Raw genomic sequence first — 14450 nt, 5'->3', positions numbered from 1 at the left:
AGTCTAGTTCTTAAAGTTATTTCCCGTATATTTGTTATATCACAATCTGCTTTTAACCCAAGTAAAAAGCATGTATAAGCCCTGTCTATTTTATGTTTTTGCGCGAATTTCGGATGTGATTAATCAAAAAATGAGCAGCTGCGCCGAGTTGGCTTTCCCGGCTCCAGACCAAATCGACAAAATATTCAAACTTGGGACTGAAATCTAAAAAGTTAAGAATTTTAAGCTGCTGCTTGATGTGTGGATTTTGATTGAGCATTTCCAAAGGTAATACGCCCCAGCCCAAACCCTGCATAATCATGGAACAGGCGGAATGATGGTTGTCCGTGCGCCAATATTTTTTAGAAAATAACAATTCAGGCTTAATGGTCCGGTCACGACTGGCCACTACGATTTGTCGGCTTTGCAAAATTTGCTCATAGCTGACCTGTTCAAATGCAGCGATAGGGGAACCAATTGCGGCTACTGGCACCAACGCTTCACGTTTAAGTTCGACAAACTGCTCACGACTTTCCAACTGTTCACGCTCAAACATCAGTGCCAGTTGAGCCGTCTGATTGAGCAGCATTTTTAAAGCATCTTCTTGCGGTGCTGAAAAAATATTGATTTGTAGTTCCGGAAATTGCTTTTCGATCAGTGAAATATAGTCCGTCCAATGTGTGTGTAACAGTTCGGAGACCACCACAATATTGAGAGCAGATTCCAAGCCTTCACTTAAAGCAAAAGCATGTTGTTTCCACTGATTGATTTCAATTAACAGTTGTTCGGTTTTTTCATATAAGGTCAGCGCCTGTGGTGTAGGAACAGGCTCACGTCCAACACGCTGGAATAGTGATAAATTCAGATCTATTTCTAGATTGGCAATCGACATGCTGACTGCGGAAGGGACTTTTCCCAACTTTCTTGCGGCAGCAGAAAATGAACCGCTTTCAATCACAGTCTTAAAAATAATCAGTTGTTCTTGGTTAATATTCATCTATCAAAACTTTTGAAAGAATCTAATTCGATTCATCAAGAATATCAAAATAAAATGCATCCACCCAAATGAATGAGAATTAAAATGTTGATTTCCAAAAGAAGGATTGTCCATGCGCTGAGCTATGAGATCATCCTGTTGGTCATCATTGCGATTGCTTTGAGCTTTATTTTTGATCTGCCGATGGAAGTCACTGGAACACTCGGTATTGTGATGGCGGTAACTTCAGTATTCTGGAATATGACCTTTAACCATTTCTTTGAAAAGTTTGAAGCCAAACGTCATTTAAAAAGAACGGTGGGTGTGCGTATTCTGCATGCGATCGGTTTTGAAGGTGGCCTGATGTTAGCCACAATTCCAATGGTGGCTTATGCGATGGATATGAGCATTGGGCAAGCCATTCTGCTCGATTTGAGTATGACCCTGTGCATTTTGGTATATACCTTTATTTTTCAATGGTGTTATGACGCTATTGAAGATCATTTAAGCATCAGTCCGGCTCATCAGCAATTAAAGGAAAATTAATTATTGCTATATAAGTAAATAATTTTGTTATTAACATACATTCAAAAAATAATTGTTGTCAGTCTGGGTGTGTATGGTGAAATCTTTTATATACATGTACATACCTTAACTTAAAACTGACAGTTTGAAGCATTTAAGCGATCTCATCTCCTCTATATTAAATCTTGCACTGCTTGAATATGAGAAAAGTGCATAATTTTTCTTAAAAGTTATTTTAAATCTAATTTTAAAAAGCATGATAAAAGGATAATACGAAAATGAATGATAATTTTGATCGTGACGTTGTAAAAGGCCTTCCTAAAGATGCTCGAGATGATTTGAATGCAGATCCTATTACAGGTGAGCCAGGCGCACATCCAGTTGGAACTGGCGTGGGTGCAGCCGGAGGTGCAGTAGCTGGAGCAGCAGTGGGAGCGATAGGTGGTCCAGTTGGCGCAATAGTCGGTGGCGCTGTAGGAGCAGTCGTGGGTGGTTTGGCAGGTAAAGGCGCCGCTGAAGCAGTCAATCCTACTGAAGAAGAAGCCTATTGGAGAGAGACGGCGCATACCACCCCATACTATACAGAAACGCTTACCACCTATTCGGACTTAGATTATGAGCGAGATTATGAAAATGCTTATCGCATTGGTTATGAAGCCCGTCCTCAATATGACTCAAGTACGCGTTTTGAAGATGTGGAAAGTGATTTGAAACTTAAATGGGATCATGCTAAAGGGTTGTCTCGTCTAACCTGGAATGAAGCAAGAATTGCAGTTAAGGAAGCTTGGGATCGTGCGACACGATAAGACTTCCGAAGTCTAGTAATCTTTAAAATTCAAAAGCCCTCGAAAGTTAAACTCTTGAGGGCTTTTTGTTTAGCAAGGCAAAGCAGCTGGATTATTTTTCAATAATTGCTGTTACACCTTGACCGCCAGCAGCACAGATTGAGACAAGCACTCGACCTGAACCTTTCTGATTGAGCAGTTTTGCTGCAGTGGCAATAATACGGCCACCTGTTGCTGCAAATGGATGACCTGCTGCTAAAGATGAACCTTTAACATTCAGTTTAGAGCGGTCAATCGAACCCAGTGGGGCATCTAGGCCTAAACGTTCTTTACAGAATTTTGGATCTTCCCAAGCCTTCAAGGTAGAAAGGACTTGTGATGCAAAAGCTTCATGAATTTCATAGTAGTCAAAGTCTTGTAAAGTGATACCGGCACGTTCAAGCATACGTGGAACGGCATAAGCAGGTGCCATCAATAGGCCTTCTTTTTTCTCGACAAAGTCTACTGCAGCAGTTTCCTGGAAGGTTAAGTAAGCCAGAACTTCATGACCATTGGCTTTCGCCCATTCTTCAGAAGCTAAAAGTACACATGATGCACCGTCAGTAAGCGGTGTTGAGTTACCTGCGGTCATGGTACGCGCATCGCCTTTACCAAATGCAGGCTTTAATTTTGCTAATTTTTCTGCAGTTGAATCAGGACGCAAGTTATTATCGCGCTCTAAACCCAGGAATGGGGTCATCAGGTCATCAAAGAAACCTTCTTCGTAGGCTGCTGCCATTTTTTGGTGTGAAGATGCAGCAAGTTCATCTTGCGCTTCACGAGAAATACCCCATTCAAGTGCGGTAATCGCTTGATGGTCACCCATAGAAAGACCTGTACGTGGTTCGCCGTTTTTAGGTGCATCCATTAAATCTTTTAGGTTGATTTTAGTTAAAGCTTTTAAACGGTCTTTAGCTGTTTTCGCAATGTTCAGTTCAAGTAACGCTTTACGTAAACCGTCACCGAATGCGATCGGCGCATCAGAAGTTGTATCTACACCACCAGCAACACCGACTTCAATTTGACCCAATGCAATTTTGTTGGCAACCAGGAAAGCTGCTTGCAGGCCTGTTCCACATGCTTGCTGAATATCGTAAGCAGGTGTTTCTGGAGCAAGTTCGGTGTTTAACACACATTCACGTGTCATGTTAAAGTCACGGCTGTGTTTTAAAACTGCGCCTGCAACTACTTCGCCTAAGCGTTGACCTTGCAGGTTAAAACGCTCAACCAGACCATTCAATACTGCGGTAAACATGTCTGAGTTGGAAGCTGTGAAATATGCGCCGTTTGAACGAGCGAACGGAATACGGTTACCACCGATAATAGCAACGCGGCGAACAGTGTTTTGACTCATGGATTTATCCTGTGGAACAGCGGTTTGAGTGGTAGATTCAGATTTTTCTGTAGTGGAAGCAGCACTTTTACTACGTGGTGACGTTGAACGAGTGCGAGTCGTTTTAGTCATATTGCTTGCTGACTTTGTGGCAGTGCCAGAACTTTTAGTTGTACGCGCGGTACTTTTTGATGTATTTGACACAGTTTCCGTAGCAGAATTTTCAACTGTTGGATTTTCTTGAGTTGTGTTGCTCATAAGGCTTTTCCAAGCATTTTACAGTATTCTTGGCGTGTACATTAACACAATCTAAAAACAGCTGAATTGACTACAATGACATTAGACAAAGCATTCAGGTCAAGACATCCATTGTTTAACTCAAGTATGATTCTATGGAAACTGATGGATGTATTGAAATATAAGACTCTAGACATCATATTGAAGTTAAAAGGATATCTTTAAATCCATCAAAAATTAATTTGTATGAGAGATAATAAACATGACTGACCAATACCAAACATTCGCAAAATCTCCTATTGGTAAATTTGTCATCAAAAATTTAGGTTTGCCATCACCGATTTCTTTAGATCGTTTTGAGTCGGCAACTCCGGTGGTGAAGGGGGCAGTTTTATTTGGTGCTGCAGCATCTTCAACTTTATCGGGTTCTATTGCGCAAGTTCTTGCAAACATTCATGCCAACAGCTATGCAGGTAACAATACTGAATTACAACAGGCCGCTGCTAAAACAGGTTTAAACCTGAGCGCATTCAATGAAGGCGACAAGGAATCTAAGTTTAAAGCCGTGATTTTTGATGCATCGGGTATTCAAAATTCTGAACAACTCAAAGAGCTATATAACTTCTTTAATCCGATTGCCCGTCAAATCCAGACTTCTGGTCGTGTTGTGGTGGTCGGTATTACACCTGAAACTGCGAAAACAGTAAAACAAGCTATTGCACAACGTGCACTTGAAGGTTTTGTGAAATCTGTTGCTAAAGAATTCAAGAAAGGTATTGCTGCTCAACTTGTCTATGTTGATGAAGGTGCTGAAGCAAACCTGGAATCTACAGTGCGTTTTGTATTGTCTCCACGTTCTGCTTATGTGTCAGGTCAGGTGATTCGTGTTTCTAAAGCTGAAACGGTAGATGTCGACTGGGCAAGACCACTGGCAGGGAAAACAGCTGTTGTTACAGGTGCGAGCCGTGGGATCGGTGAAGCAATTGCACATGTATTGTCACGTGATGGCGCGCATGTGATTTGCTTGGACGTTCCGCAACAACAGGCTGACCTTGACCGTGTTGCTGGTGAAATTGGTGGTTCGACCTTAGCGATTGACATTACCGCAAGCGACGCGGGTGAAAAAATCCAAGCTGCAGCAGCAGCTCAAGGCGGTCTGGATATTATCGTCCATAATGCCGGGATTACCCGTGACAAAACTTTGGCAAACATGAAGCCTGAGCTTTGGGATCTGGTAATTAACATTAACTTATCTGCAATTGAGCGTGTCAATGATTACCTTCTTGAAAATGATGGCTTCAATACAAATGGTCGTATTGTGTGTGTATCTTCTATCTCAGGTATCGCAGGTAATTTAGGTCAAACCAACTATGCAGCATCTAAAGCGGGTGTCATTGGGGTGGTTAAATTCACTGCGCCAATATTGAAAAACGGCGTAACCATTAACGCCGTTGCACCTGGTTTTATCGAAACGCAAATGACTGCTGCAATTCCATTCGCGATTCGTGAAGCAGGTCGCCGTATGAACTCGATGAGCCAAGGTGGTTTACCTGTCGATGTTGCTGAAACCATTGCATTATTTGCATCTTCTGCGTCTACAGGTTTAAATGGCAACGTGGTTCGTGTGTGTGGTCAAAGCTTGTTGGGTGCTTAATCCTCAAAATAATACTCCTTCTCCCTTTGGGAGAAGGTTGGGATGAGGGCTTAAAAAAGTTTTTTTATTTAATTAAAACCTCTCCCTTGCGAAGCAGTGCTTCTCATCTCCTAAGAAGAGAGGGAACTTCATAAAGATAAAACTTCCAAAGGTCCAGAATGAATACTCGCCATTTTAGTCAACTTCCAAAACCTTATTTAGCCTATCCAAAAGTGATTCAAGGCTTGATTTTTAAAAAGCCGAAGAGTGAAAAAGTGCTACCGCAAGTTGAATATGTGGTGGATTCATTCAAGGTCGATCAAAAACATTTGAAAGCTTATAACGAAATCTGCGGCTTTAAAAATAACGGTTATATTCCAGCTATTTATTTGGCGGTATTGTCTCAAAGCCTGCAAATGCACATGATGACACAAGAAGCGTTTCCATTTGCGATTTTAGGTTTGGTGCATATCCGTAACCAGATTAAGCAAACCCGTAAAGTTGGGGTAAATGAACAGCTGACGTTGTCGTGCAAGTTTGGCGAATTACAGCCACATGACAAAGGTGTTCAGTTTGACTTTGTTACCACTGCAAAAGTGGGTAATGACGTGGTGATGGAAGGGACAACAACTTATCTGGCGCGCCAGAAAACCAATGGCAAAGTTGCAGCTAAAGTGGTGGAATCAAAAGCACCTGCCTATGTCCTGCAAGCAGAGTGGAATGTATCGGAAAATACCGGTCGCCGTTATGCTTTAACTTCAGGGGACTTTAACCTGATTCACATTCATGCCATTACTGCAAAAGCCTTTGGATTTAAGCAAGCCATTGCCCATGGCATGTGGAGCAAAGCCAAAGCATTGGCAAGCTTAACGCTTCCAGACAGCTATGAAGCGGATGTATGGTTTAAGTTGCCGATGTACTTGCCATCTAAAGTGGAGTTTTTAACCGCAAATGAAGCGAAGGATATCGAATTCCTGATTCGAAATAGCAAGAATCAAAAACCGCATGTGTCGGGTAGTATTAAAGCGCTATAAGAGCAAAGCCTAAGTCACTTCTGATTTAGGCTTTTTTGTTTTAAGCTTGTGGTAAATAACGACTGGTTTAGGGAAAGCACAGTTTGATGAACAAAATAAAAGAATATATCTTCGCCAATCGCGATAATTATCAGGGACATGTCGATAAGCGTTTTAAAGACCTCGCCACACAATTTAGCCGTATGCAGGATGCACGTGCTGAACAAGGTGGGGCTGCCCTAGTTGTTTATTTCCAAGGACAAAAAGTCGTTGATATTTACACAGGTAAAAAATCAGAAACTGAAAACTGGCAATCCGATACTCTGTCCATGTGCTATTCCACCGGTAAAGGTGTACTTTCGACCCTGGCTCATATTTTAGTGAGTGAAGGTTTTTTGGATTACGACACGCCAGTTGCACAGTATTGGCCTGAATTTGCACAGCAGGGTAAAGCGCAAATCACTTTAAGGCATATACTCAGCCATCAAAGTGGCTTATATGACATTCGTAATCATATTGCTGATGCATCGGAGATGGCTGACTGGAATCATATGCTCGATGTCATTGCCAATGCCAAACCACGTTTTGAACTGGGCTTAGATGCAGCTTATCAGCCCTTAACTTTTGGCTGGCAAGTAGGTGGTGTGCTTGAAAAGGCAACCGGAAAATCTTTGTCCGCTTTAATGCAACAGTATTTAGTTGAACCTTTAGCCTTAGATGGTGCGTACTTTGGCATTGCTGAATTTGAGTTAGCTCGGGTTGCAATACCATTGGCAAAATCAAAAATAGATTCAAAGCCTTCATTACACACAAAACCGAAACCAAAGAAAGCTTCAGTCTTCGATAAGGCCGTTGCATGGTCAGGACAAAACCCTCAAGATTTCCAAGATGCCATGATTCCCAAAGGAATGAAAAAATTTAGTTTCTTTAGTGACGAAGGTTTAAAAGCAGTTATTCCTGCTGCAAATGGCGTTTTCACAGCACATAGTCTGGCGAAAATTTATGCCATGCTTGCCAATGCAGGAGAATGGAATGGTCAGCAATTGATTCGCCCGGATATTTTTAAAAATTTGAGTGCAGTTCAATATACCAGGCGTGACCGTATTATGCCCTTACCGATGCATTGGCGTTTGGGTTATCACCGGGTCTTAACTTTAGGGAAAAAATCAAAAGGGTTTGGACATATGGGTTTTAATGGCTCTGGCGCATGGTGTGACCCTGAGCGTCATTTAAGTTTCGCCTATACCCATAATTTTGCTACCGCTTCGATTACGGGTGATTATCGTCTATGGGGTTTAACCCAGGAAACCTTACGATGTGCAGATGCAGCATTACAAGGGTGGAAGGGCTGGTTTTAAACCATATATTATTTTAGAAATGTAAGCGCATATTCTGAAGGCGTAAATTGGGTAAAAGTGTGATATTTTTCTCACACCAAAATCTCTACATTGGGTTGTCCTGATGAAAAAGCCGCTCCTTATTCCCCTCATTGCTTCTTCTGTTTTGCTGGGTTGTCAGGATTCTAAGCAAACGAGTAGTGAAAGTAACCAGCAAGTCGATCAGGTTTCCGAGCAGAAAGTGACGGTTGCAAAATGGGTGGGTAAATATCAAGGAACGACATCATGCATGGGCTGTATTTCACGTTGTGAGGAATGTCCGGGCATGGCTGTAGATTTAGTGCTCGATCAGGACAAGACTTATACTTTAAAACGTGAAAGTTTAAGTGGGCATAACGAGATTGAGACCATTCAAGGCCATTTTCGGTTTAGTAATCCTGATCAGAGCAAAATTGAATTGATGCAGGTCAAGACTCGCAATTTAATTTATGTGGATCTAGATCAGCAACTGCTTGAAATTCTGGAAGATCAGACCGGTCATATCTATAATTCCGAAGATGATTTTATTTTAGAAAAGAATATCTAGTCCGTTTGTTTAAGTTATTGCAAAATCGAAAAAATAGTTCCACTTATCTCGCATTTGATTGAAAGCTTTTGCAGATTGTTCATTCACTCTTACTCAAAAAAACAGTATGCTTAGACCTGTAAAAAGGAGCATACATGTATCAAGTACTTGCGCGTAAATATCGTCCACGTAATTTTATTGAACTGGTTGGACAAAACCATGTGTCACGAGCACTCACCAGTGCCTTAGAACGTGGTCGTTTACACCATGCGTATTTATTTACTGGCACACGCGGGGTCGGTAAAACGACGATTGCGCGTATTTTGGCAAAGTGCTTGAACTGTGAAACGGGTGTAACCTCTACACCATGTGAAGTATGCGCAACCTGTAAAGCAGTCAATGAAGGTCGTTTTATCGATCTAATTGAAATTGATGCTGCGTCACGGACTAAAGTTGAAGATACACGTGAACTGCTCGATAACGTTCCGTATGCGCCAACACAAGGTCGCTTTAAGGTTTACTTAATTGATGAAGTGCATATGCTTTCTACGCATTCATTCAATGCCTTACTGAAAACATTAGAAGAACCGCCTGAACACGTCAAATTCCTTTTTGCGACCACCGATCCACAAAAGCTTCCGATTACCGTTATTTCTCGCTGTTTGCAATTTACTTTGCGTCCGCTGGCCGTGGATGAAATTACTGAACATCTCACGCATATTTTACACAAAGAAGAGATTCAGGCAGAACAGGACGCAATCTGGCAAATTGCTGAATCTGCACAAGGTTCACTCCGTGATGCACTGTCTTTAACTGACCAGGCGATTGCCTATGGTCAGGGTGCAATTCAGCATCAAGATGTTAAAGAGATGTTGGGCTTGATTGACCGAACCATTATTTATGATCTGGTTTCAGCCATTCATCAAAATCAAAAGCAACGTGTCAGTGAATTGTTGATGCAATTTAGACAACAGGCTTTAGATGTTTCACTGGTTTTAGACCAGTTGATTTCAACGCTGCATGAACTGGCTTTATTACAATATTTACCAGATTTAAGCCTGAAATATAGTGCTGAAATTAATAAAAAAATCATGCAATTATCGCAGCTAATTTCAGCTCAAGACTTACAGTTGTATTATCAGGTGGCGTGTAAAGGCCGTTCAGATTTGCAACTTGCGGTGACACAAGAGCAAGGTTTTGAAATGTGCGTGTTACGCTTGCTCGCGTTCCGCCCATTGCAACCGAATGAAGTTTTGGTATCAGCACCCCAGCAGGTTCAGCAACAAGCGCCCCAAATCGCCGTTCAAGCACCTGTACAAAATGAACAACAACAAATTGATGAATATCAAGAACCAGCAGCATCAGTTGCAGAAATTCAATCACAGTTAAGTTCACAGAATCCAGAACCATCTTCGGATGATTTCCTGGATGAACCGATGCTTGATGTTACAGCGCCAAATTCAACAGCAAGCTCAGATCAGATTGTATTTGATCCGGCTTCAGAAGATGCCCTGTTTGATTTAGATGAATCGAATGACGATTTTCAGACTGTATCTGATAACGTTAAGCAAGAAGAGGCAAGCAGTGATGATTTCTTATTTGATGAAATCGCCCCTTTAAATGATTTCAATGCTGAAATTGCAAAGTCTCAAGATGGTTCTCAAGACAACATTGCTGTAGCGGCTCAAGAAGAAGATTTGTTCTTAAGCCAAGAACAGATGCCAATAGAACCTGTACAAGCTGAAGTTGCGGCAGTCAAGGTGATCGATGAGCCTGTTGTTGCATTAGAACAACCGAGTCTTGAAAAAAAGCAGGTTGCAGTTGAAAGTGCATCGGCTCAAAATTCAGGCTTAATGCCACAAGATATTTTAAGACTCACTCCTCAACAGCTTGAAGGTGAATGGACTGTAGACAAGTGGGAATACTGGTTTAGAAATAGCACATTAACGCCTGCTGTGCAGGAACTGGCGCAACAAGGCGTGATGACCGGTCAGATTGATGGGGAATCATTATTCCATATTCCACCGCAATATGAACAGTTGTTAAATCAGTTACAGCACACTTTAGAGCAAGCATTAAAAAATGAGTGGCCGAATACGCATTTTCAGGTTAAATATGCTGAAGTTGAGGCAACCACGCCGTATAGCATGCAAAACCAACGTAAAGAAAAGGCCTATGCCCGTGCTTCAGAGCTGCTTCATGCAGAAGTTGCGGTGAAGGATATTCTGCAAAACTTTGATGGTGAAATACAGAATATCCAGCTTAAATAAGTTTATTTATTCACACAGTATTGAGATAAAGCATCCCGCATTTCAACTGGAATCGGGGTGCTTTTTCGTGTCTGGCGATCAACAAAGACATGTACGAAATGACCTTGTGCAGAGGCGACATCATGCAGCGGCTTAAAAATTGCCAAATCATATTGCATGGATGAATTGCCAAGTTTGGAAATGACTACGCCGACTTCAATAATTTCAGGATATGAAAGTTCTTGAAAAAAACTGCAGGCTGAATCGACAACCAGTCCAATCACTGGGGAAGATCGAATATCAAAGCCTGCTTTTTCAATCAATAAAGCATTGGCTGCAGTATCAAAATAACTGTAATAGGTGACATTATTGACGTGACCATAGATATCGTTATCTGACCAGCGCGTTTGAATAGGTAAGAAGTATGAGAAATCAGCGCGTTGTTTTGGTATTTGCTTCATTGTGATTTTATGTTCTACAGGTCATTTATATTCAGTTGTACTGTTAAAAATAAATGAATGCAAGCGGGTAAAAGCAAGGTTATTTACAGCAAAGTGATTCACCTTACGATACTGTTTTATATTAGATAACTTGCATAAATCAAACAATGTTCAATTCTTTAAAACCAGCACTGCCTCAATTTATTGATTCAATTTTTATGCTTTCGCATAGGCCTTACCTCTACTTTTGAAAGGTCAAAAGTAGACAAAAGCCTTTGTTTCCCATACACGACCTCCTTGTCGTGATGGGAAACGTGTGGCATCCATGCCACACTTATGAATCCAATACCTGCTAAAATTTATTTTTAATTTTGGCTTTACGAACGATTTATCGTAATTGAAAAAATGACTGATGAAAAAGGTTTATTGATACGAATTTTTGATGCCCATAAAAAAATGGTTAAAAATAATATCAAGATCAATAAAATTATGCATAAACAGCTTCATAAATTTGTCGGGCATCCTGCAACTGGAGTTCACGCGGATTATTTTGTAAAAGTCGGGTTTGCAACATGGCATCATTGGCCAATTGCTCAAGCTTGTTTTCTGGAACATTTAAATCTTTCAGTTTTAAAATCAAGCCACTTTTATCTAAATGATTTTGCATATGATCAATAAATAAATCGCATAAACCATCGGTACTGCCGGTACTTTTTGGATCTAGCCAACACATCAATTCAGCATAAAGTTGCTTTGTATTGGGTGCGTTAAACTTTAAAACTTCGGTCAAGACCAAGGCATTACTATGACCATGTGAAATATGGAAATGTCCACCTAGGGGATAAGCCAGTGCATGTACTGCAGCGACAGGCGCATTGGCAAAGGCTTGGCCAGCAAGCATCGAACCGACCAGCATATTCTGACGTGCTGCTAAATTTTGTCCATCTGCCAAGACCAGGCTTAAGTTGTGATTCAACAACCGTAGTGCCTGCTTGGCCAACATGTCTGCATAAGGATTCTTTTTTATTTTTGATGTGTAGGCTTCAATGGCATGCACCATCGCATCGATCCCTGTTGCAGCAGTAATATGAGCAGGCAGGTTTTGGGTAAATGTGGCATCTAAAATGGCGACATCAGCAAATAAAACCGGAGAGACAATCCCGGTTTTTGTGGTTTCACCCGTGGTGACAATCGAAATAGGGGTGACTTCAGAGCCGGTACCTGCTGTAGTAGGAACTAAAAATAACGGCAGTCGTGGGTTTTTAGCATTATTGATGCCATATAAATCTTGCAAGGTTTGTTGTTGCTGCGGATGTGCCAAAATAGCGATGATTTTGGCGACATCCAAAGAACTTCCGCCGCCAAAACCCAAGATGATATCGACTTTTTCATTCTTTGCGAATTGAACAGCATCTAGCACAATATGTTCCGGTGGGTCTGCCTGAACGCTAGAATAAATGACATAATCCAGTTGAATGGTTTCTAAAATTTCAATAATCGTTAAGTGTAATTGTTGCTTGATCATTCCTGCATCGGTGACGAGTAACAGTTTTTTAAAGGATTGCTGTTGCAATAATTGCTTTAACTCATAGATTGAGCCAAGCCCTGAAATAATATTCGAGACGGTCTGGAATTGAAAATGGCTCATCTATTGCATCCTTTTTGATATCAAATTCAAGATTATTGTTTTAGCGTTCTATAGGATTCATCCCATAAATAACTTAACATAAGACACCTGAAAATAAAGCAGTTATCGAGGTTGTTATGTCATCCAAAATGCCATATAAGGTGTTATGTGTGTGTTTAGGAAATATTTGTCGCTCTCCCACGGCAGAAGTTGTGCTTAGACATTTTTGTGATGAACATCAGCTCAATATGATGATTGATTCAGCGGGAACCAGTAATTACCATCCCGGAAAAGCGCCTGATGAGCGTAGCCAGAAACATGCTTTAAAGCGTGGCTATGATTTGTCAGCCTTGCGTGCGCGCCAGTTAAAGCCTCAAGACTTTATTGAATTTGATCTTATTCTGGCGATGGATCATGAAAATTTATTTAATATTCAAGCTCTTTCACAGAAAGCACATGCTGAGTATGGTACAAGTCAAATTCGGGCAAAAATTGCATTGATGAGTGAATACGATCAAACTTATCTCAAACAGGCTTTACCAGACCCATATTATGGCGGGGTAGAGGGTTTTGAGCGTGTACTCGATCAGTGTGAATCGAGTAGTTTGGCGTGGGTCACTATTTTTAAGCAACAGTTCAAACAACAGATCGATGTGAAATAAAGGTTTAAGCACATGAATATTCAAACTCAAATTCAACTTAAGCCTTTTAATACCTTAAGTCTGGATGCGACTGCATCGCATTACATTAAAGTCCAGTCCCAGCAAGAATTGGTCGATGCACTAAATTATGCCAAGCAAGAGCAGTTAAATGTTCTGATTCTGTCGGGTGGCAGTAATATGTTATTGCCTGAACATCTTCATGCACTTGTGCTGCATATGGATATTCAGGGGATTGAAGATCTTGCTGAAGATGAACACAGCAAGACCATTCGTGTGGGTGCAGGACAAGTCTGGCATGACTTCGTTTTGTGGACCACAGAACAACATCTGTATGGCTTACAAAATCTGGCCTTCATTCCAGGTTTAGTCGGTGCGTCACCAGTACAGAATATCGGTGCATATGGCGTTGAAGCAGGTGAATTTATTGAATCAGTTCAGGTTTATGACCGTGAATTAGAAAAATTTAGCATTATTGTTGCTGCAGACTGTGATTTTTCATATCGGCATAGTATTTTTAAAGATGATCCGAATCGTTTTGTGATTACTCATGTAACTTTTAAGTTGCTTAAGCATGCGAATTTAATGCTGAATTATGGTGATCTCAAGCAAGCGGTGGGTGATGAGAAAACTGCTGAAAACCTGCAAAAACAAGTGATTCAAATCCGTCAAAGCAAGTTGCCAGATCCAAAAGAATATCCCAATGTGGGAAGTTTCTTTAAAAATCCGATTATTTCAGAACAGCTTTATGACCATTTAGCACTAGCATTTCCGAATTTGCCCCATTACCCTCAAGCGAAAGGTGGCGTTAAAATTGCAGCAGGCTGGTTGATTGATCAGTCGGGTTGGAAAGGCAAGCAGTTGGGTATGGTGGGTATGTTTCATAAGCAAGCTTTGGTTTTGGTGAATTATGACCAGGCAACTTTGGCCGATGTGAAAGCCACTTATCATGCTGTGCAACATGAAGTTCAGCAAAAATTTAATATTTTATTAGAACCTGAACCGGTACTGTTTGATGAAGCCGGTTTAATTCGTTCACATTTGGAATAAAAA

At 41.0% G+C, this 14450-nt stretch carries 13 protein-coding genes; 9 read left to right on the top strand and 4 right to left on the bottom strand.

Going from position 1 to position 14450, the window contains the following annotated elements; all coding sequences use genetic code 11:
• Window positions 1-85: 85 nt before the first annotated feature.
• Complete coding sequence (gene aceR, locus E0H81_RS03610; protein WP_131316591.1) at window positions 86-976, bottom strand: HTH-type transcriptional regulator AceR; 891 nt, start codon at window positions 974-976, stop codon at window positions 86-88.
• A gap of 84 nt (window positions 977-1060) precedes the next feature.
• Here aceR and aceI point away from each other — a divergent pair, with 84 nt between their 5' ends.
• Together aceI and E0H81_RS03600 are read left to right on the top strand one after the other, a co-directional pair.
• Window positions 1061-1501: a chlorhexidine efflux PACE transporter AceI gene (gene aceI, locus E0H81_RS03605; protein WP_131316589.1), complete on the top strand. Its 441-nt coding sequence runs from the start codon at window positions 1061-1063 to the stop codon at window positions 1499-1501.
• 257 nt (window positions 1502-1758) lie between these two features.
• Window positions 1759-2286 (top strand): hypothetical protein, encoded by a 528-nt coding sequence (locus E0H81_RS03600; protein ID WP_131267257.1) that lies wholly within the window; start codon window positions 1759-1761, stop codon window positions 2284-2286.
• Between the two features lie 91 nt (window positions 2287-2377).
• Here E0H81_RS03600 and E0H81_RS03595 read toward each other — a convergent pair whose 3' ends face one another.
• Window positions 2378-3895, bottom strand: coding sequence for an acetyl-CoA C-acetyltransferase (locus tag E0H81_RS03595; protein WP_131267256.1), 1518 nt, complete (start codon window positions 3893-3895; stop codon window positions 2378-2380).
• A gap of 241 nt (window positions 3896-4136) precedes the next feature.
• Here E0H81_RS03595 and E0H81_RS03590 point away from each other — a divergent pair, with 241 nt between their 5' ends.
• From E0H81_RS03590 to dnaX, 5 genes are all read left to right on the top strand, one after another.
• Window positions 4137-5528, top strand: coding sequence for a 3-oxoacyl-ACP reductase (locus E0H81_RS03590; protein ID WP_131316587.1), 1392 nt, complete (start codon window positions 4137-4139; stop codon window positions 5526-5528).
• 158 nt (window positions 5529-5686) lie between these two features.
• A complete protein-coding gene (locus E0H81_RS03585; protein WP_131316585.1) occupies window positions 5687-6541 on the top strand; it encodes a MaoC family dehydratase in 855 nt (284 codons plus the stop codon).
• Window positions 6542-6627: 86 nt separating this feature from the next.
• Window positions 6628-7878 carry a serine hydrolase domain-containing protein gene (locus E0H81_RS03580; protein ID WP_131316583.1) on the top strand — a complete coding sequence of 417 codons (1251 nt, stop codon included), beginning with the start codon at window positions 6628-6630 and terminating at the stop codon, window positions 7876-7878.
• A gap of 103 nt (window positions 7879-7981) precedes the next feature.
• A complete protein-coding gene (locus E0H81_RS03575) occupies window positions 7982-8443 on the top strand; it encodes a copper resistance protein NlpE N-terminal domain-containing protein (protein ID WP_131316581.1) in 462 nt (153 codons plus the stop codon).
• A 134-nt stretch (window positions 8444-8577) separates the two neighbouring features.
• Complete coding sequence (gene dnaX / locus E0H81_RS03570; RefSeq protein WP_131316580.1) at window positions 8578-10692, top strand: DNA polymerase III subunit gamma/tau; 2115 nt, start codon at window positions 8578-8580, stop codon at window positions 10690-10692.
• A gap of 2 nt (window positions 10693-10694) precedes the next feature.
• On the opposite strand, the gene E0H81_RS03565 is transcribed toward dnaX, so the two are convergent.
• Together E0H81_RS03565 and E0H81_RS03560 are read right to left on the bottom strand one after the other, a co-directional pair.
• A complete protein-coding gene (locus tag E0H81_RS03565) occupies window positions 10695-11132 on the bottom strand; it encodes an acyl-CoA thioesterase (protein ID WP_131316578.1) in 438 nt (145 codons plus the stop codon).
• 466 nt (window positions 11133-11598) lie between these two features.
• Entirely contained in the window at window positions 11599-12759 is a 1161-nt protein-coding gene (locus tag E0H81_RS03560; RefSeq protein ID WP_131316575.1) for an iron-containing alcohol dehydrogenase, read from the bottom strand.
• A gap of 116 nt (window positions 12760-12875) precedes the next feature.
• Between E0H81_RS03560 and E0H81_RS03555 the strand changes: the two genes are divergently transcribed.
• A complete protein-coding gene (locus E0H81_RS03555; protein ID WP_131316573.1) occupies window positions 12876-13400 on the top strand; it encodes a low molecular weight protein-tyrosine-phosphatase in 525 nt (174 codons plus the stop codon).
• Window positions 13401-13412: 12 nt separating this feature from the next.
• Entirely contained in the window at window positions 13413-14447 is a 1035-nt protein-coding gene (gene murB / locus E0H81_RS03550) for a UDP-N-acetylmuramate dehydrogenase (RefSeq protein WP_131316571.1), read from the top strand.
• Window positions 14448-14450: the final 3 nt, after the last annotated feature.

The sequence above is a fragment of the Acinetobacter terrestris genome (genome assembly GCF_004331155.1).
In the GTDB taxonomy this organism is placed as follows: Bacteria; Pseudomonadota; Gammaproteobacteria; order Pseudomonadales; family Moraxellaceae; genus Acinetobacter; species Acinetobacter terrestris.
Note: the sequence above shows the minus strand (reverse complement) of the source record. Positions and strands in the feature narration are given on the sequence as shown.

What these genes read in the sequence shown, in the direction of transcription:
- E0H81_RS03580 (WP_131316583.1), top strand. Translation starts at nt 6,628, where the DNA reads ATGAACAAAATAAAAGAATATATCTTCGCCAATCGCGATAATTATCAG.
- E0H81_RS03575 (WP_131316581.1), top strand. Translation starts at nt 7,982, where the DNA reads ATGAAAAAGCCGCTCCTTATTCCCCTCATTGCTTCTTCTGTTTTGCTG.
- dnaX (WP_131316580.1), top strand. Translation starts at nt 8,578, where the DNA reads ATGTATCAAGTACTTGCGCGTAAATATCGTCCACGTAATTTTATTGAA.
- E0H81_RS03560 (WP_131316575.1), bottom strand. Translation starts at nt 12,759, where the DNA reads ATGAGCCATTTTCAATTCCAGACCGTCTCGAATATTATTTCAGGGCTT.
- E0H81_RS03595 (WP_131267256.1), bottom strand. Translation starts at nt 3,895, where the DNA reads ATGAGCAACACAACTCAAGAAAATCCAACAGTTGAAAATTCTGCTACG.
- E0H81_RS03600 (WP_131267257.1), top strand. Translation starts at nt 1,759, where the DNA reads ATGAATGATAATTTTGATCGTGACGTTGTAAAAGGCCTTCCTAAAGAT.
- E0H81_RS03555 (WP_131316573.1), top strand. Translation starts at nt 12,876, where the DNA reads ATGTCATCCAAAATGCCATATAAGGTGTTATGTGTGTGTTTAGGAAAT.
- E0H81_RS03585 (WP_131316585.1), top strand. Translation starts at nt 5,687, where the DNA reads ATGAATACTCGCCATTTTAGTCAACTTCCAAAACCTTATTTAGCCTAT.
- murB (WP_131316571.1), top strand. Translation starts at nt 13,413, where the DNA reads ATGAATATTCAAACTCAAATTCAACTTAAGCCTTTTAATACCTTAAGT.
- aceI (WP_131316589.1), top strand. Translation starts at nt 1,061, where the DNA reads ATGTTGATTTCCAAAAGAAGGATTGTCCATGCGCTGAGCTATGAGATC.
- E0H81_RS03590 (WP_131316587.1), top strand. Translation starts at nt 4,137, where the DNA reads ATGACTGACCAATACCAAACATTCGCAAAATCTCCTATTGGTAAATTT.
- E0H81_RS03565 (WP_131316578.1), bottom strand. Translation starts at nt 11,132, where the DNA reads ATGAAGCAAATACCAAAACAACGCGCTGATTTCTCATACTTCTTACCT.
- aceR (WP_131316591.1), bottom strand. Translation starts at nt 976, where the DNA reads ATGAATATTAACCAAGAACAACTGATTATTTTTAAGACTGTGATTGAA.